19 protein-coding genes are annotated in these 17437 nt (G+C 73.4%); 9 read left to right on the top strand and 10 right to left on the bottom strand.

Annotated features, from left to right (window positions below; all coding sequences use genetic code 11):
* Nucleotides 1–107 precede the first annotated feature (107 nt).
* From GQ466_RS04410 to GQ466_RS04400, 3 genes are read right to left on the bottom strand one after another with little or no spacing between them, the layout of a single operon-like run.
* Nucleotides 108–1154, bottom strand: coding sequence for a YlbL family protein (locus GQ466_RS04410; protein ID WP_161101456.1), 1047 nt, complete (start codon nt 1152–1154; stop codon nt 108–110).
* A gap of 28 nt (nt 1155–1182) precedes the next feature.
* The gene (locus GQ466_RS04405; protein ID WP_161101455.1) at nt 1183–1662 is read right to left on the bottom strand and encodes a molybdenum cofactor biosynthesis protein MoaE; all 480 of its coding nucleotides are present in this window, start codon (nt 1660–1662) and stop codon (nt 1183–1185) included.
* A complete protein-coding gene (locus GQ466_RS04400; RefSeq protein WP_161101454.1) occupies nt 1640–2185 on the bottom strand; it encodes a PPA1309 family protein in 546 nt (181 codons plus the stop codon). Before GQ466_RS04400 ends, GQ466_RS04405 begins: the two co-directional genes overlap by 23 nt.
* 122 nt (nt 2186–2307) lie before the next feature.
* On the opposite strand from GQ466_RS04400, the gene GQ466_RS04395 reads away from it, so the two are divergent.
* Nucleotides 2308–5172, top strand: coding sequence for a UPF0182 family membrane protein (locus GQ466_RS04395; protein WP_161101453.1), 2865 nt, complete (start codon nt 2308–2310; stop codon nt 5170–5172).
* 1 nt (nt 5173) lies between these two features.
* Here the strand turns inward: GQ466_RS04395 and GQ466_RS04390 are convergent, their stop codons facing one another.
* A complete protein-coding gene (locus tag GQ466_RS04390; RefSeq protein ID WP_337193312.1) occupies nt 5174–6214 on the bottom strand; it encodes an NAD-dependent epimerase/dehydratase family protein in 1041 nt (346 codons plus the stop codon).
* 131 nt (nt 6215–6345) lie between these two features.
* On the opposite strand from GQ466_RS04390, the gene GQ466_RS04385 reads away from it, so the two are divergent.
* Genes GQ466_RS04385 through GQ466_RS04375 form a run of 3 tightly spaced genes read left to right on the top strand, consistent with a single transcriptional unit; the run spans nt 6346 to nt 8392 of the window.
* Nucleotides 6346–7677, top strand: a complete 1332-nt coding sequence (locus GQ466_RS04385; RefSeq protein WP_161101451.1) for a zinc-dependent metalloprotease — start codon at nt 6346–6348, stop codon at nt 7675–7677.
* Nucleotides 7674–7859 carry a hypothetical protein gene (locus GQ466_RS04380; RefSeq protein WP_161101450.1) on the top strand — a complete coding sequence of 62 codons (186 nt, stop codon included), beginning with the start codon at nt 7674–7676 and terminating at the stop codon, nt 7857–7859. Before GQ466_RS04385 ends, GQ466_RS04380 begins: the two co-directional genes overlap by 4 nt.
* Nucleotides 7856–8392, top strand: a complete 537-nt coding sequence (locus GQ466_RS04375) for an NUDIX domain-containing protein (protein WP_161101449.1) — start codon at nt 7856–7858, stop codon at nt 8390–8392. The genes GQ466_RS04380 and GQ466_RS04375 overlap by 4 nt, the downstream gene beginning before the upstream one ends.
* A 196-nt stretch (nt 8393–8588) precedes the next feature.
* Here the strand turns inward: GQ466_RS04375 and GQ466_RS04370 are convergent, their stop codons facing one another.
* A complete protein-coding gene (locus tag GQ466_RS04370; RefSeq protein ID WP_337193392.1) occupies nt 8589–9098 on the bottom strand; it encodes a M48 metallopeptidase family protein in 510 nt (169 codons plus the stop codon).
* 265 nt (nt 9099–9363) lie between these two features.
* Between GQ466_RS04370 and GQ466_RS04365 the strand changes: the two genes are divergently transcribed.
* The 3 genes from GQ466_RS04365 to GQ466_RS04355 all read left to right on the top strand — a co-directional run bounded on the left by GQ466_RS04365 (nt 9364) and on the right by GQ466_RS04355 (nt 11338).
* Complete coding sequence (locus GQ466_RS04365; RefSeq protein ID WP_161101447.1) at nt 9364–9636, top strand: hypothetical protein; 273 nt, start codon at nt 9364–9366, stop codon at nt 9634–9636.
* 199 nt (nt 9637–9835) lie between these two features.
* Complete coding sequence (locus tag GQ466_RS04360) at nt 9836–10498, top strand: SDR family NAD(P)-dependent oxidoreductase (RefSeq protein ID WP_161101446.1); 663 nt, start codon at nt 9836–9838, stop codon at nt 10496–10498.
* Between the two features lie 9 nt (nt 10499–10507).
* Nucleotides 10508–11338 (top strand): NAD(P)H-binding protein, encoded by an 831-nt coding sequence (locus GQ466_RS04355; RefSeq protein ID WP_161101445.1) that lies wholly within the window; start codon nt 10508–10510, stop codon nt 11336–11338.
* A 58-nt stretch (nt 11339–11396) separates the two neighbouring features.
* Here GQ466_RS04355 and GQ466_RS04350 read toward each other — a convergent pair whose 3' ends face one another.
* On the bottom strand, nt 11397–12272 hold the full coding sequence (locus tag GQ466_RS04350; protein ID WP_161101444.1) for a LysR substrate-binding domain-containing protein: 876 nt from the start codon (nt 12270–12272) through the stop codon (nt 11397–11399).
* A gap of 86 nt (nt 12273–12358) precedes the next feature.
* On the opposite strand from GQ466_RS04350, the gene GQ466_RS04345 reads away from it, so the two are divergent.
* Nucleotides 12359–13636 (top strand): MFS transporter, encoded by a 1278-nt coding sequence (locus tag GQ466_RS04345; RefSeq protein WP_161101443.1) that lies wholly within the window; start codon nt 12359–12361, stop codon nt 13634–13636.
* 116 nt (nt 13637–13752) lie between these two features.
* On the top strand, nt 13753–15078 hold the full coding sequence (locus tag GQ466_RS04340; RefSeq protein ID WP_161101442.1) for an AarF/UbiB family protein: 1326 nt from the start codon (nt 13753–13755) through the stop codon (nt 15076–15078).
* Nucleotides 15079–15286: 208 nt separating this feature from the next.
* Here GQ466_RS04340 and GQ466_RS04335 read toward each other — a convergent pair whose 3' ends face one another.
* The 4 genes from GQ466_RS04335 to tesB all read right to left on the bottom strand — a co-directional run bounded on the left by GQ466_RS04335 (nt 15287) and on the right by tesB (nt 17229).
* A complete protein-coding gene (locus tag GQ466_RS04335) occupies nt 15287–15445 on the bottom strand; it encodes a hypothetical protein (RefSeq protein WP_161101441.1) in 159 nt (52 codons plus the stop codon).
* A gap of 51 nt (nt 15446–15496) precedes the next feature.
* Nucleotides 15497–15751, bottom strand: a complete 255-nt coding sequence (locus GQ466_RS04330) for a WhiB family transcriptional regulator (RefSeq protein ID WP_103564692.1) — start codon at nt 15749–15751, stop codon at nt 15497–15499.
* A gap of 134 nt (nt 15752–15885) precedes the next feature.
* Complete coding sequence (locus GQ466_RS04325) at nt 15886–16197, bottom strand: hypothetical protein (protein WP_161101440.1); 312 nt, start codon at nt 16195–16197, stop codon at nt 15886–15888.
* A 168-nt stretch (nt 16198–16365) separates the two neighbouring features.
* A complete protein-coding gene (gene tesB / locus GQ466_RS04320; protein ID WP_161101439.1) occupies nt 16366–17229 on the bottom strand; it encodes an acyl-CoA thioesterase II in 864 nt (287 codons plus the stop codon).
* Between the last annotated feature and the right edge of the window lie 208 nt (nt 17230–17437).

Below are 17437 nucleotides of genomic sequence, written 5' to 3'. Positions count from 1 at the left end.
CAGGATTTGAACCTGCGACCTCTGGGTTATGAGCCCAGCGAGCTACCGAACTGCTCCACCCCGCGGTGATGTCTTAACTGTATGGGGCGGCGGGGGGTTGCGCAAATTCAGGGGCAGGAGGGGACGGTGCCGGTCCCGGTGGTGAAGGCTTCGAGGGCCTGGCGGGCCTGGTGGAGGTTGTCGGCGCGGACGAGCCGGAGCCCCTTGGGCCGGACGGGCACGGCGTCGGCGCAGTTGCCCTTGGGCGTGAGGAAGATCGTGGCGCCGGCGGCGCGGGCGGCGATCATCTTCTGCTGGATGCCGCCGATCTGCTGGACGGTGCCGTCGGGGTCGATCTGGCCGGTGCCGGCGATGAACTTGCCGCCGGTGAGGGCGCCGGGGGTGAGCTTGTCGACGATGGCCAGGGAGAACATGAGGCCGGCGCTCGGCCCGCCGATGTCACCGACGCTGATGTTGATCTTGAAGGGCATCGTGTAGCCGGTGCCGAGGACGACTCCGACCACGGCCCGCTTCCCGTCGTCGGACGCGACGGTCGTCAGCGCGATGTTCTGGTCCTTGCCGCCGCGCCGGACGGTCAGGACGGCGACCGAGCCGGGCCGCCGCTTGCTCATCCGCGCCGTCACCTCGGACACGGCGGCGACCTTCTTGCCGTCGAGCGCGACGATCTCGTCCCCGGCGCGGAGCTGCCCGTCGGCGGGCTTGCCCTTCTGGACGGCCTGGACGACCACGTGCGAGGGAACGGTGATCCCGAGTTCGCGCAGCGCGGCCACCTGGGCGCTCTGCTGCGAGTCGGCCATCTCGCGCGTGTTCTCCTCGTCGACCTGCTTCTGCGTCTGGTTCTTCGGGAAGTAGGTCTCCTCGGGAACGACCGCGACGTCCTTCTTCAGCCAGCCGTTGAGAATGGTCAGCAGGTCCATGCGGGCGCCGGGCCCGCCGCGGAACGAGACGGTCGTGAAATTGAGGTGCCCGGAGTCGGGATAGGTCTGCCGGCCGTCGATGCGGATGACCGGCTCGCCCTTGTCGTTGGTGCCGAGCGTGTTGCTCGTGGGTCCCGGCATCAGCTCCACGTAGGGCACTTTCAGGACCGACGCGACCGCGGCCAGCAGCACGACGAGGACGCTCGCGACGGTCAGGGTGACGGCGTGTCGGGACATGGCGGAAACTCTATGCGCCCGGGGCCGTTCAACAGGCCCCGACCCACTCGTCGCCGCCGTCGGCGAATTGCTGGTGCTTCCAGATCGGCACCTGCGCCTTGAGGTCGTCGATCAGGCGGCGGCAGGCGGCGAACGCCTCGGCGCGGTGCGGGCAGGACGCGGCGACGACGACGGCGAGGTCGCCGATCGCGAGGTCGCCGACGCGGTGGACGGCGGCGAGGCCGCGGACGGGGAAGTCCGCCGCGACCTTGCCCAGCACGGTGCGCAGTTCGTTCTCGACGGAGGGGTGCGCGCTGTAGGACAGGGCGCGGACGGCGCGCGCATGGTCGTGGTCGCGGACCGTTCCGACGAAGAGGGCGACGCCCCCGGCGGCGGGGTCGCCGACGGCGGCGAGGACCTCGTCGACCGACAGCGGCGCGTCCTGGACGCGGGCGAGCCGGATCGGATCGGCTGCGGGAACGGGCACATCGCTCACGCGCCGCACATTACCCGGCGGACGGCCCCGCATCCTCGTCCGGCTCGTCCGGTTCCAGCGTGAGCGCCAGCGCGTCGGCGAGCGCGGGGACGAGATCGGGGCCGACCAGCACCTCGTCGTCGCTGTCGTGGCGGCGCAGCCGGAGCGCGGAGTGCCGGGTGCCGTCGCGCAGCACGCCGACGATCATCCGGACGTCCTCGCGGCCGGGGTGCGCGGCGACCCAGGCGGCGGCCTCGGCCTCGTCGTCCGGAATGTCGCCTTCGGCCTCGGGGGGCAGAACGACGCGCTCGATGACAAGGGCGCACCCCGCGACCGCGTCCGGCCATGCGATGGTGGCCAGGGACTCCTCCACCGATCCTTGTGCGGGGAGTTCGGGTTGTTCGAGGGCGGCGAGCGTGTCGCCGTCCGCGCCGATCCCGAGTTCGTCGGCCAGCTCGGGTTCGGCGGAGCGCAGCTCGGCGCTCGGGACGAGCGCGTACAACCGGGGCGGCGCGTCCCATCCGCCCGCCGCGGTGTGACGTTCCAGGTCCCGTACGACTTCTTCCAGAAGGCTCACGGAACCATCTTGGCGGCTCGGGAAACGGCGCGGTGCGGGAACCCCGGGCAGAATCGGTAAGTTGCTTAGACAGGAACCGGCGGGGTCCGCCGGTCGCGTGAACGTCGAAACGGAGTAGCCCCTTGACCTTCCGGACCCCAGGCCCGGGGCGCGGGCTCGGCTCCGGCCGGAGCCGGCTGGTGGTGCCCGTGCTGGTCGCCCTCGCCGTCCTGCTGATCGCGTACCTGGTGTTCACGGCGGTGTGGACGAACCTGCTGTGGTACCGCTCGATCGGTTTCTCGGGCGTCTATACGACACAGCTCTCCGCACGCGCGGTGCTGTTCGCGGGCTCGGGCCTGCTGATGGCGCTGGCCGTGGGCGCGAACATCGTCGTGGCGTACAAGGTGCCGCCCGCGTACCGGCCGCTCTCGGTGGAACAGCAGGGCCTGGAGCGCTACCGGGCGCTCATCGACCCGCGCCGCAAGCTGGTGACGGCGGGCGCGCTGGTCGTGCTGGGCGTGCTGACGGGCTCGTCGGTGATGGGCCAGTGGCCGACCTGGCTGGCGTTCCTGAACCGGACGCCGTTCGGCGTGGAGGACCCGCAGTTCCACAAGGACGTGTCGTTCTACGTCTTCACCTACCCGTTCCTGCGGCTGGTCCTCGGCGTGGTGTTCGCGACGGTGATCCTGTCGATCGTCGCGGCGGTGATGGTCCACTACCTGTACGGCGGGCTGCGGCTCCAGGGCCCGGGCGACAAGGCGAGCCCGGCCGCGCGGGCGCATCTGTCGGTGCTGGTCGGGCTGTTCGTCCTGCTGAAGGCGTTCGCGTACTGGTTCGACCGGTACGGGCTGGTGCACTCCGAGCGCGGCGTGACGACCGGCGCGTCCTACACCGACGTGAACGCGCTGCTCCCGGCGAAGACGATCCTGGCGATCATCGCGCTGATCTGCGCGGCGCTGTTCCTCAGCAACCTGCTGCGGCGCGGGATGATGCTGCCCGGCGTCGGGTTCACGCTGCTGGTGCTGTCGGCGATCCTGCTCGGCGGGGTGTACCCGCTGGTGATCCAGCAGTTCCAGGTCCGTCCGGACGAGCTGGCGAAGGAACGCCGGTTCATCGAGCGCAACATCGAGGCGACGCGGCGGGCGTACGGCGTGGACGGCGCGCAGGTCGTCGCGTACGGCACCCAGGTCGAGACCGACCCGAAGAAGCTGCGGGCCGAGAAGGCGACGATCGACGGCGTCCGGCTGCTGGACCCGAACGTGGTGAGCGAGACGTTCCAGCAGCTCCAGCAGGTGCGTCCGTTCTACCGCTTCCCCGACATCCTGGACGTCGACCGCTACCTCATCAACGGCAAGCCCACCGACACGGTCGTGGCGCTGCGCGAGCTGTCGGGCGCCCCCGCCGGGCAGCAGAGCTGGGTGAAGGACCGCATGGTCTACACCCACGGGTACGGCCTGGTGTCGGCGCTCGGCGACCAGCTCGCGGACGGCGGCGTCCCGAACTTCCTCACCAAGGACATGCCCGCGAGCGGCGACGCGCAGATCAAGGTGGAGCGCCCGCAGATCTACTTCGGCGAGCGGTCGCCGTCGTACTCGGTGGTCGGCGGACGCGGCCAGCAGGAGCTGGACTACCCCGACAACAGTGCGGCGGGCCAGAAGAACAACACCTACGAGGGCCGGGGCGGCGTCCCGATCGACTCGTTCTTCCACCGGCTGCTGTACGCGACGAAGTTCCAGGAGAAGAACCTCCTGCTGTCGGGCGCGATCAACAAGGGCGCGAAGATCCTCTACGACCGGACGCCCCGCGAGATGGTGCAGCACGCCGCGCCGTGGCTGACGGTGGACGGCGATCCGTACCCGGCGGTCATCAACGGGCGCGTCCAGTGGATCGTGGACGGCTACACCACCGCGACCGGCTACCCGTACTCGGAGAACACGAGCCTCGGCAACGCCACCCGCGACACGATCACCGACACCCGGTCGGCGGTGGCGCGGCAGGCCAACGACACCATCAACTACATGCGCAACTCGGTGAAGGCCACCGTCGACGCCTACGACGGCACCGTGAAGCTGTACCAGTGGGACACCTCCGACCCGGTCGCGAAGACGTGGATGAAGGTGTTCAAGGGCACGGTGCAGCCCCGCTCGGCCGTGCCGAAGGAGCTGGAGGCGCACTTCCGCTACCCGCAGGACCTGTTCAAGGTGCAGCGGCAGATCCTCGCCAAGTACCACGTGACGGACCCGTCGGCGTTCTACAACGGCGAAGGCTTCTGGGACGTCCCCGAGGACCCGGGCGCCAAGGGACGCCGTCAGCCGCCGTACTACCAGAGCGTCCAGATGCCGGGCGCGCCCGGCAAGAGCTTCTCGCTGACGACGGCGTTCAACCCGCGCAACAGCCCGAACCTGGCGGCGTTCATGGCCGTCACGTCCGACCCGGGCAACTACGGGCAGATCAAGATCCTGCAGCTGCCCCGGACGCCGCCCGCGCAGGGGCCCGGCCAGGTGCAGAACTCGTTCGAGACGGACCCGCAGGTCAAGGACGCCCTCTACAAGCTGCAGCAGGGCAACACGACCGTGAAGGGCAACCTACTGACGATCCCGTTCGCGGGCGGGCTGCTGTACGTCGAGCCGATGTACGCCAAGGCGTCGGGCGGGAGCGAGCAGGCGCCGTATCCGCTGATGCGGCAGGTGCTCGTCCGGTTCGGGGACCGGATCGCGTCCGCCGGGGACCTCCCGGCCGCGCTGGAGAAGATCTTCGGCGACGGTCCGGGGCCGTCCACCGGCGGCGGTGACGGCGGCGGCGGGACGGAGCTGACCGGCGACGCGCGGCAGGCCATCGCCGACCTGCAGAAGGCCGTCAACGACTTCGAGGCCGCGCAGCGCAAGAACGACTACGGCGCGATGGGCGAGGCGTGGAAGCGGATCAAGGCGGCGAAGGACGCGCTGGCCAAGGCGGGCGCGGCGCCGAAGCCGTCGGCGACGCCGACGCCGAGCCCGACCAACTCCTGAGTCAGCGGCGGCGCCGCCGGGCGCGGCGGATCGCGGCGGCGGCGCCGATCGCCGCGACCGTCGCCCCGGCGGCCGTCGCCATCGTGGCCTCCTTGCCGCCGACGCGGCGGCCGACGACGGCGTGCCGTCCGGCCGTCTCCTCGATGAGGGCGCGCAGGGCGGCGGCGTTGTCGTAGCGCGGCTTCCAGCCCGCCGCGCGCAGCCGGGCGCCGTCCACGGCCCACGGGTAGGCGACGAAGTGCAGGTCGGTGGCGGGCGCGGGCGTCATCCCGAGCCGGTGCAGCCGCTGCGCCATCCCGAACGTGAGCGCGGCGGGCAGCTCGAACGAGCGCTTGCCGGTGATCTCGACGGCCTCGTCCAGCGTGAGCCAGCCGTCCGCGCCGACGGCGAGCGGCCCGGCCAGGCCGGCGGTGACGACGAGGTCGAGCGCGGCGGCGAGGTCCTCGATGTGGCAGAACTGCCAGCCGGGCGTGCTGCCCTTCACCGTGAGCAGGCGCGGCGCCTCGAAGTGCCGGGTGATGACGGTGTCGATGCCGGGCCCGACGAGCGCGGCGGGCCGCACGACGGTGACGTCCAGGCCCGGGTGGACGCCCGCCGCCGACGCCGCCAGCTCCTCGATCTCCAGGTAGTCGCCCGCGACGCTCTCGTTCGCCTCGGCGCGCAGCGGGGCGTCCTCGGCGAGCGGGACGGGGTTGGTCGGGTCCGCGCCGTAGACCATCGCGCTCGTGACGAGCACCACGCGGGGGACGCGGGCCGCGGCGGCGGCGAGCACGACGGTCTGCGCGCCGCGCACGTTGTGGGTGCGGCGCTCGCGGGCGTCCTGGTCGGGCGAGCAGACCAGGTCGAGGTGCACGACGACGTCCACGCCCGCGAGGCGTCCCGACAGCAGCGGGTCGCGGACGTCGGCGACCCGCCACACGGCCCCGTCGACGTCGCCCCGGTGCGCGTCGATCGCGACGACCTTGCGGATCCCGTCGCTTGCGACGAGGCGGGCGGCCAGCAGCCGTCCGGCCCCCTCGGCGGCGCCCGTGACGGCCACCACAGGCCCCTGGCTACGCCGAGGGCGAACCTTGCCCGTTGCCACGGAGGTGCCCCCTTCCTCGGGTACGCGACGTCGCCGCGACCGGCTAACGTTGCTGATATGAGCCCATCATGCATCCCGGGGGCGAACCGATGAGCGGCACACCCTTCGGCTTCAACCGTCCGGGCGGCGACGGCGACGACGACAGGCCCCAGGACCCGTTCGGGGGCATGGGCGGCGGCGACATGCGGCAGTTCGCCGACATGCTGCACCGCTTCGCGGACATGATCGGCGGCCAGTCCGCCGGCGGCTCCGGCGGAGGCCCGCTGAACTGGGACATGGCCAAGGACATCGCGCGGCACGCGGTCGTCGAGCACGGCGACCCCTCGATCGTGGACGCCGAACGCCGCCAGGTCGAGGAGGCGCTCCGGCTGGCCGACCTCTGGCTCGACGAGGGAACCTCCCTTCCCGCCGGAATCCGGACGCCGAAGGCGTGGAGCCGGTCGGAGTGGATCGAGCAGACGCTGCCGGTGTGGTCGAAGGTCTGCGACCCGATCGCGTCCCGCATGGTCGAGTCGATGGGCGGCGCGCTCGGCGGCGGCGAGATCCCGGCCGAGATGCAGGCGATGGCCGGTCCGCTGATCGGCATGGTCCGGCAGATGGCGGGCGCGATGGTCGGCGGCCAGGCCGGGCAGGCGCTCGGCGCGCTGGCCCGCGAGGTCGTGGGCTCCGCCGACGTGGGCCTGCCGCTGGCGCCCGACGGCGTCGGCGCGCTGCTGCCCGCCGGGGTCGAGGCGTTCGGGGAGGGCCTGGAGGTCCCCGACGACGAGGTCCGGCTGTACCTGGCGCTGCGCGAGGCGGCGCACCAACGGCTGTTCGCGCACGTCCCGTGGCTGCGGGCGCATCTGCTCGGCGCCGTCGAGGACTACGCGCGCGGCATCACGGTGGACCTTTCGGGCATCGAGCAGGCCGTGCAGGGGCTCGACCTGTCCAACCCGGAGGCGATCCAGGAGGCCCTGGGCGGCGAGCTGTCGCTGCAGCCGGAGGAGACGCCGCAGCAGAAGGCGGCCCTCGCCCGGCTGGAGACCGCGCTGGCGCTGGTCGAGGGCTGGGTGGACACGGTCGTGAACCGGGTCGCCGAGGGGCGGCTGCCGGACGCGGTGAAGCTGGCCGAGGCCGTCCGGCGGCGCCGCGCGACGGGCGGTCCGGCGGAGCGGACGTTCGCGACGCTCGTCGGCCTGGAGCTGCGGCCCCGGCGGCTGCGCGAGGCGGCGACGCTGTGGCGGGCGCTGACCGAGGCGCGCGGCACCGACGGCCGGGACGCCGTCTGGGACCACCCCGACCTGCTGCCGTCGGCGGCCGACCTGGAGGACCCGGACGCGTTCGTGCGCGGCGAGACGGCCGATCTGTCCGGCCTGGACTCGCTGCTCTCCGAGGCCGACGAGGACGAGAAGAAGAAGGACGACGAGGGGGACGGCGCGTGAGGCCGCCCCGCCGCCGGGCCGTCCGGACGTCCCGGCTGGGCTGCTGCGCGCTGCACGGGGCGTCGTCCGCCGTGGCGGTGCGCCGCCGGACGGCGCGGTCGGCGCTGTGCTGGCAGCGTCCGACCGACCATGAGCGCCGCCGCAGGTCGGGGGCGTCGTATCCGCGCGTCGGGCGCGCATGACCGATCCGCTGCAGGCGGACGCGGTGCGGGTCCTGTCCGGCTGGGCTGCGCCCGATGCCGGGCAGGACGAGCTGCGCGCGGTGTTCCTGGAGCATCTCGCGGCCCATCCGGACGGGACGCGCCGCGCGTGCGCGCCCGGGCACCTCACGGCGAGCACGGCGCTGCTGGACGCGTCCGGGACGCGGGTGCTGCTCACGCTGCACGGCAAGCTGAAGCGGTGGCTGCAACTGGGTGGGCACTGCGAGGCGGATGACGCGACGCTCGCGGCGGCGGCGCTGCGCGAGGCGACGGAGGAGTCGGGCATCCCGGGCCTGCGGCTGGATCCGGTGCCGGTCTCGCTGGACCGTCACCGCGTGCCGTGCCATCCGGGCGGCTCGTGGCATCTGGACGTCGAGTTCCGCGCGACGGCCCCGCCGGGCGCGGTGCCCGTGATCAGCGACGAGTCCGACGACCTTCGCTGGTTCCCCGTCGACGCGCTCCCGCCGGAGGTCGACACGGCGACGCGCCGTCTGGTGGCCCGCTCCCTCGCCTGACGCGCGCGCCGGGCGAGCTGCGGGCCGGGGGCACGTCTCCGCCCGACGCGCGGGCCGGGCAGCCGGGCTGCGGAAACGCGCTCGCCTCGCCTGACGCGCGTGGGCCGGGCTGCCGGGCTGCGGACATGCGCTCGCCTCGCCTGACGCGCGCGCCGGGCGAGCTGCGGGTGCGCGCTGGTCTGAAACGGGGGCTCGGTCAGCCCGCGACGCTGCGGCGGGCGGGTTCCAGCTCGTCGGCGTCGTCCTCCAGGCCCAGTGGGAGGTGCGCGGTGGCGGCGACGCCTTCGAGGTAGCCGCGCGCCCGCTCGGCCTTGGGGTAGTTGCCGACCAGTTCCCAGAAGTCCGGCCCGTGGCCCGGAATGAGCAGGTGGGCCAGCTCGTGGACGAGGACGTAGTCCAGCACCCACGACGGCATCCCGCGCAGCCGGGTGGACAGGCGGATCGTGCCGTCGTCGGGGGTGCACGATCCCCAGCGGGCGTGCTGGTTGTCGACCCAGCGGACGCTGACCGGGTCGGCGCGGCCCGCCAGGTGGCGGCGGGACAGCTCCAATGCCCGGGCGAACAGGTCGTCGTCGCTCGGGCGCCGACGCCGTTCGCGCTCGGCGAGCCGCTCCAGGAGGGTGGCGACCCACTGCTCCTCCTCGGCCTTGCTCAGCCGGGAGGGCAGCAGGACGACGACCTTGTCCCCGTCGCGGTAGGCGGACACCGTCCGCCGGCGTCGGCTGCTTCGGCGGACCTCAACGTATGGGGGCACACCTGAACCGTACCCAATCGTTGGTGAAAACCACAGGGGTCAATTGGCATTAGCCCTGGTCAACCGCAATGTTTTTACCTTTAGCCCAAGGATTCCGCGCAATCATCACATGCTTTCCGGGGGCGGGGTGAGGGCGCAGGAGCCCCGTCCGCACCGGACGACCCGCCCGGCACGGGCCGCATGAGCGTTTCTCTCCGTGTTCGTTCGGGTACTCCCTGTGCCAGTCGTAACGGAGACCGAACCGGGGGTCGCGATGGGTGCGTGCACGACGACGAAGAACGGCCGCTGGCGGCCGACACGGCTGGCGGGCGGCGTGCTCGGGGCCGTGGCCGGGCGGCTCGCGGCGCGGGCGCTGCGCCCGCTGGCCCGGCGCGCGGCGCCGCGGCTCGGCGTCCGGGCGACGGTGGCGATCGGGCTGGTCGAGGTGGTGGCGCCGCTCGCGCTGTCCATCGCGGCGGCGCGGATGGTCCGCCGCCGCGCGCCGCGCTGATACCGACCGCGCGCGCGGTCGCACAGGCCGGGCGGGACGCCGTGGGGAAGCGGCCTCCCGCCCTTTCCACGTCCAATCACGGATTGATCACATGGCCGTCATGTGACGCCGGGGTGAACGCGCGATCACGCGCGGCGGCCGGGTGGACGCCGTCCCCGTCCGCAAGAAAGGATCATGGGCGAAAGGACGGTGATCGGGTGTGATCGCGTTGGTGACGGGCGCGAGCCGTGGCCTCGGCCGCGAGGTCTGCCGTCAGTTGGCGGACGCGGGTCACACGGTCGTCGGCGCGGCCCGCTCCCCCGAGGCGGCGCGGGCGCCCGGCGTGCACCCGCTGCGGCTGGACGTGACGTCCCCGCAGGACGCGGCCGACGCCGCCGCGACGGTCGCCGAGCGCTTCGGCGGCCTGGACGTGCTGGTCAACAACGCCGCGATCACCTACGACACCTGGCAGCGCGCCGAGAGCGCCGACCTGGACGTCGTCCGGACGGCCGCCGAGACCAACCTGTACGGGCCGTGGCGGCTCGTCCAGGCCGTGCTGCCGCTGCTCCGCGCGAGCGGCCACGGACGGATCGTCAACGTCTCCAGCGAGGCCGGTTCCCTCGCGGGCATGGGCGGCGGCACGCCCGCGTACTCGGTCACGAAGGCGGCGCTCAACGCGCTGACCCGGCTGCTGGCCGCCGAACTGCGTCCCGACGGCGTGCTGGTCAACGCCGTCTGCCCCGGCTGGGTCGCCACCGACATGGGCGGCCCCGGCGGGCGCCCGGTCGCCGACGGCGCGGCCGGGATCGTGTGGGCGGCGACCCTTCCCGACGACGGCCCGACCGGCGGCTTCTTCCGTGACGGCCGACCCCTTCCCTGGTAAGGAGCCCGCATGATCCTCGTCACCGGTGCCACCGGGAACGTCGGCGGCCAGGTGGTCCGCGCGCTGGCCGCCCGGAACGTTCCCGTGCGGGCGCTGACCCGCGATCCGGGCCGGGCCGCGCCGGTCCCGGGCGTGGAGTTCACCGGCGGCGACCTCGGCCGTCCCGAGACGCTGCGGCCCGCGTTGGACGGCGTGTCCGCGCTGTTCCTGCTCCCCGGCTACCCCGGCCTGGAGACGCTGCTCGCCGACGCGCGGGCGGCGGGGGTGGAGCGGGTCGTGCTGCTGTCGGGCGGGTCGGCGGCGTCCGGCGACCGGACGAACGCGATCACCCGGTACATGGCCGAGTCGGAGGACGCCGTGCGGGCGTCGGGGCTGCCGTGGACGTTCGTCCGACCTGCCCAGTTCATGTCCAACGCGCTCCAATGGGCGCCGCAGCTCAAGGAGGGCGACGTGGTGACGGTGCCGTTCGCGGACGTCCGCGTCGCCGTGGTCGACCCGTTCGACGTCGCGGCCGTGGCGGTCGAGGCGCTGACCTGTGACGGGCACGCCGGGGGGATCTACTGGCCGACCGGCCCGGACTCGACCGTGGCGGCCGAGCGGCTGGCCGTCCTCGGCGACGTCCTCGGCCGCGACCTGCGGCTCGTCGCGCAGCCCGACGACGAGGCGCGCGCGGAGATGCTGAAGACCACGCCGCCGGAGTACGTGGACGCCTTCTTCGACTTCTACGTCAACGGCTCGCTGGACGAGTCGCCGGTGCGGCCGACCGTCCGGGATGTCACCGGCCGCGAGCCCCGCACGTTCGCGCAGTGGGCGGCCGAGCACGCGGACGCCTTCCGGTGACGGGTCAGCACGCCGCGTAGAGGACGGGCAGCGGAAGCGACCGACCCTGCGGGTCGGGTCAGCACGCCGCGTAGAGGACGTCGCGCAGCCCGGGCAGGTCCTCGCGGTCCGCGCGCCAGACCAGCCGCAGCAGCAGGTCGGGGGCGGGCAGCGCGAGCCGGATCAGCGTTCCGGTTGCCAGCGCGTCCGCGACGGCGAATCCCGGCAGCAGCGCGACGCCGAGCCCGCGTTCGGCCCAGGCGCGCATGACGGCGACGCCCCCGGCGTCCACGCGGTGCGGGACTGTCCCGAGGATCCGGTCGGCGGCCATCCGGAACGAGCAGCCCGGCACGTTGACCAGCAGGTTCTCCCCCGCGAGGTCGTCGGCGGCGAGCGCGGGACGCGCGGCGAGCCGGTGCCCGGGTGCCGCGACGAGCGCGAGCGGCACCGGGTCGAGGTCGGCGAACGTCAGCGGCTCGCGCGGGACGGGGAAGCCGAGGTCACCGAGCGCGGGCCCGGTGTCCAGGAGCAGGGCGGCGTCGAGGCGTCCGGCGGCGACGCCGTCCAGCAGCTCGTCGCGGCGCCCGGCGGTCGCGACCCGCACCGCGACCTCGGGGCGCCGCGCGGCGAGCCGGGCCAGCAGCGGCGGGACGTGGACGGCCGCCAGCGTCTCCAGCGCGCCGAACCGCAGCGCCGCCGGTTCGGCGCGGACCTCGCGGCGCGCCCGCTCGGCCTGGTCGAGGAGGCGGCGCGACCAGCCGAGCAGCCGTTCCCCGGCGCCGGTGAGCCGCATCCCGCGCGCCTCCCGCTCGAACAGGGCCACGTCCAGGGACCGTTCCAACGCCCGAACCTGCGCGGACACCGAGGACGGCGCCAGGTCCAGCGCGACGGCCGCGTCGGTGACCGTCCCGTGCCGGACGACCGCCTCGAAGATCCGGAGCTGACGCAGTTCCACCCGTCCCCCACCGTTCGACTTTCCCGAACGCAGCGTACGCAACGGCCGGTGGAGGCGGGGACGCGCGGCGCCCGACAGTGTCCGGCATGAAGCACCGGATCACTCTGCTCGGCATCTCGCTCGGTTATTTCATGGTGTTGCTCGACATGACCGTCCTGTCGGTCGCCGAACAGGATCTCGCGCGGTCGTTGCACACGTCCGTCGCGGGCCTCCAGTGGGCGACGACGGCCTACACGGTCGTGTTCGCGGCGCTGCTGCTGTCGTCCGGCGCGGTCGCCGACCGGTTCGGGGCGCACCGGGTGTTCCGGACGGGCGTCGCGGTCTTCGGCGCCGCGTCGCTGCTGTGCGCGCTGGCCCCGACGCTGGGCGTCCTGGTCGCCGTCCGGGCGGTGCTCGGCGCGTCGGCGGCGGCCTGCGTGCCCGCGTCGCTCGCGCTCATCGGCCGCCTGTACCCGGACCGGGCCGCGCACGCGCGCGCCGTCGCGCTCTGGGCGGCCGTCAGCGGGAGCGCGGTCGCGGCGGGGCCGGTGGCGGGCGGGCTGCTGGTGGGCCTGGCGGGCTGGCGGGCGATCTTCCTGGTCAACGTGCCGCTCGCGGCGCTCGTGCTCGCGGCCGTCCGGGGCGTCACGGCCCCGTCCGGGACGCGGCGCGTCGACGCGGCGGCCCAGTTCGCCGCCGCCGCGACCCTGGCCCTGCTCACCGACGCGCTGATCGCGGCGGGCGCGGGCGCGTGGCCGCACGCCGCCGCCGCGCTCGGGGGAACGGTCCTGGCGGCGGCCTTCTTCGCGGGCCTGGAGCGCCGGAGCGCGGCGCCCGTCCTGGACCGCCGGTTCCTGACGCGCCGCGTCCGCGCGGGCCTGACGGTCGGCGCGGCGGCGAACCTCGCGCTGACCGGCGACCTGTTCGTCCTGCCGCTGCTGCTGCGCGACCACGCGTTCGGGCCGGTCGCGACGGGTCTGGCGTTCCTGCCGCTGACGCTTCCGTTCGTCCTGCTGCCACCGCTGACCGGACGGATCGTCGCCCGCCACGGGCCCCGCGTACCGATCCTCGCCGGAACGACGCTGCTCGCAACGGGCGGAGCCGCGCTGGCGCTCGCCGCGCACGCGGGTTATCCCGCGCTCGTCCCCGGCCTGCTGCTCACCGGCCTCGGGATGCCGCTCGTCCTCCCGGCGCTGGTCGCGGCGATCGTCGGCGCCGCCCCGGCCGGGACGGCGGGCGCGACCGGCGGCGTGCTCAACGCGTCCCGGCAGGCCGGCGCCACGCTGGGTGTCGCCGCGCTGGGCGCGCTGCCCGCCCCGGCGGCACTCGGGCTGGCCGGGCTCGCCTGCGCCGGAGCGGGCGCTTGGTTCGCCCGGGCAAGGTGAGAAAGCGCACACTTACCACGTTTGTGCAGGTGACGTGGATCACCACCAAAGCGCTCGCTCGGTTTTGTCGACGGGTGTTATGGCGGGATACCAGGTCCATCACGGACAATGGGGACGTGAGCGACCTACCTCGCCGCGCGGTGACGCGGTCGGCAAAGCTGGCGTCCCTTCCGCTCGGGTTCGCCGGGCGCACCGCGCTGGGCCTCGGCAAGCGCACGCTCGGCCGGCCCGCCGAGGCCGTCGCGATCGAGATCCAGCAGCGCACCGCCGAGCAGCTCTTCAAGGTCCTCGGCGAGCTCAAGGGCGGGGCGATGAAGCTCGGCCAGATGCTGTCGATCTTCGAGGCCGCGCTGCCGCCGGAGATCGCCGGGCCGTACCGCGCCACGCTGACCCGGCTCCAGGAGGCCGCTCCCCCGCTGCCCGCGTCCGCCGTCCACAAGGTCCTCGCGGGCGCGCTCGGCCCGGACTGGCGCGACGCGTTCGCCGAGTTCGACGACAGCCCGGCCGCCGCCGCGTCCATCGGGCAGGTCCACAAGGCCGTCTGGTCGGACGGCCGCGCGGTCGCCGTCAAGGTCCAGTACCCCGGCGCGGGCAAGGCGCTGATCAGCGACTTCAACCAGCTCGCGCGGCTCGGGCGGCTGTTCGGCGTCCTCATGCCGGGCCTCGACGTCAAGACGATGCTCGCCGAGCTGAAGGAGCGCGTGGTCGAGGAGCTCGACTACACGATCGAGGCGGCGTCGCAGACGCGGATGCGCGAGGCGTACCCGCCGGACGACCCCGACTTCTACATCCCCGAGGTGATCGCGCAGGCCGGGGACGTCCTCGTCACCGAGTGGATCGACGGCGTCCCGCTGTCCAAGGTCATCAGCGACGGCGACCAGGACCAGCGGAACCACGCCGCGCTGCTCTACTGCCGGTTCCTGCTGTCGGGCGCCAAGCGCGCCGGGATGCTGCACGGCGACCCGCACCCGGGCAACTTCCGGCTGCTGGACGACGGGCGGCTCGGCGTCCTGGACTTCGGCGCCGTGGACCGCATCCCGCCCGCGTTCGCCGAGCGCATGGGCCGCCTGCTGCGCATCGGCACCCTCGCCGACATCGACGAGATCGAGCGGGCGCTGCGCGACGAGGACTTCATCCGCGAGGGCGTCACGATCGACACCGAGTCGCTGCAGGCGTTCCTCGCGCCGATCACCGAGCCGTTCATCACCGAGACGTTCAAGTTTAACCGCGAGTGGCTGCGGGACATGGCCGCGAAGGTCACGGACCTGCGGCCGACGAACGTCGTCCGGCAGCTCAACCTGCCGCCGGAGTACGTGATCGTCCACCGGGTGCTGTCGGCCGGGACGGGCGTGCTCTGCCAGCTCGAATGCGAGATCCCCGCGCGCGCCGAGTCGATGCGGTGGGTGCCGGGCTTCGCCGACCCCGAGCCGGCCGCGCCGTAGAACGGCGGAAGCCCGCGCGTTGATGAGACGCGCGGGCTTCCGGCAGGGCGCCGGGACGGGAGGGAACCGTCCGCGGGCGCCCCGGGAGGCCCGGCCGGGAGGCGCGCGATCCGTCGAAACCATCCCAGAAAGGACGGACGGCGCCTGCGACCGGCCGGGCACGTTCAGCGGCCCCGGACCGCCCCCGCAGGAGGCCCGGGCCGTTCGGCTACCGCTCCCGGACGCGGTGCTCCGGGAGTTCCCCGGGCCGCACCGGGGCGAGCAGCACGCGCCGGACGCGGGCGGCGCGGATCTGCGCGTCCCGGCGCGTCCGGCGCACGAGGGCCGCGCGCCGCAACCGCTCCGGGGCGGCCGTCGTCATCGTCATCTCTCTCCTCCACGGCGGGGCGGGGCGGCTTCGGCCGCCCCGCCCACCAGGTCAGACGCCGTCCGGCAGCGGGTGCTTCCGGGGACGGCCACGGGGCCGCTTGCGCGCGACGATCTCGCCGCGCACGAACAGCTCGCCGCCCCAGACGCCCCAGGGCTCCTTGCGCTCCATCGCGCCCGCGAGGCACTGCTTGCGCAGCGGGCACTCCAGGCACAGCGCCTTGGCGAGTTCCACGTCGGCGGGAGCCTCGGCGAAGAACAGCTCCGGGTCGGTCCGGCAGGGAAGGGTGAGGTCCTCTTCGCTCATCGCGAGAGCCCCCTGCGTCACGGTCACCCTTGTTCCTCTCGTTGGATTCCAACGGGTGTGTCGGTGGTCTTCGGGAAAACAAAAGGCCGCGGATCCGGTGATCGGATCCGCGGCCTGGGGGCTCGCCGGTGGTTCTAGACCGGTTGCCTCCAGGGGTACGGACCCGACACATCTCCCCGCGGGGAGAGTTCGGCCATCGCCGGGGAGCCGAAGCCGTCGAACGCACGCATGGCGTTGACGGACTCATGGCCGCCCAGCGGCGCCTGGACTCGCTGTGCGCTCGGACGCTGCGCGCCGGCGACGTCGCCCGTGACGGGCAGGACGTCGCGCCGCTGCAGACCGCTCGGCGTCACCGTGCCGCGAAGGGCCGGCCCGCCGTCGTTCAGGGACGCGCCAGAGCACGCGGCGGTCAGGCTCTGCCACGTTTTCGCGTAAATGGTGATCACCGGACTACACACCGCCTCTCTGGCGCATCGGGGCCGTTCGCACGGCCGGTTGATTGCTCGCGTCGAGCGTACGGCGCCCGCCGCGAAGTCGGCAAGATATTTTTGACCTGCGGTTTCGTGGTTCAGTTCACGTCGCGCGGCCCGAACTTCGGGCCGCGCTCCGGCGTCTCAGGCACCGGTGGTGCGGATGAGACCCTCCTGCATCACGGACACGACGAGCTGACCGTCCCGCGTGAACACCTGACCGCGGGCGAGGCCTCGGGCGTTCCCGGCGAACGGGGTGTCCTGCTGGTAGAGCAGCCAGTCGTCGGCGCGGAACGGCCGGTGGAACCACATGGCGTGGTCGAGGCTGGCGCCCATCGTCCCCTTCTCGCCCCACGCGAGGGCGTGGTTGAGCAGGACGGTGTCCAGCAGCGTCATGTCGGACGCGTAGGTCATCAGGCAGACGTGCAGCAGCGGGTCGTCGGGGAGTTCGCCGTCCACGCGCAGCCACACCGACGAGACGGGCGTGGCGAGCGACGGGTCCTTGATCGCCTCCCAGGTCAGCGGGGTCGCGTGCCGGACGTCGAACGGCCGGCGGCTCACCCACTTCTCCGCCAGCTCGGCGCCCCACAGCGGCGCGAACCGCTCCCGCGCGGTCGGCAGCGTCTCGGGCGCGGGCGCCTCGGGCATCACGGCCTGGTGCGTGATGCCCTCCTCCTCTACCTGGAACGACGCCGAGAGGCTGAAGATCGCCTTGCCGTGCTGGATCGCGAGGACGCGGCGGGTCGTGAAGGACCGTCCGTCCCGCACCCGGTCGACCGTGTAGACGATCGGCACGAGCGGGTCGCCCGGACGGATGAAGTACGCGTGCAGCGAGTGCACCTGCCGGTTGGGCGGCACGGTGCGCCCGGCGGCGACGAGTGCCTGGCCCGCGACCTGGCCGCCGAACACGCGCTGCTGACGTTCCTCGGGACTGCGCCCGCGGAAGATGTCGTTCTCGATCTGCTCCAGATCCAGCAGATCGAGCAGTTCTTTCAGGGACTCCTTCACATCGGCAAGTGTCCCAAACGTCCGACCATGCGTGCGTCGCCACCCCGTCCGCCACCGGCCGCGTTCGCCACTTCACAGCCGGTAAAGGTGACGAACCGCAGGTCCGGGGGCGTTTCAGGGGATTGAGCGCCGGACCATGCTGTCAACGTGGCTGCCGCCTCACCGATGGTGACCGTCGGCGTGCAGGGTTTTCGCCGTTGCCGTAACA

The organism is Actinomadura rayongensis (genome assembly GCF_009831215.1).
GTDB lineage: Bacteria > Actinomycetota > Actinomycetes > Streptosporangiales > Streptosporangiaceae > Spirillospora > Spirillospora rayongensis.
The sequence above is the reverse complement of the archived record's forward strand: the minus strand, read 5'-3'. Positions and strand labels throughout refer to the sequence as shown.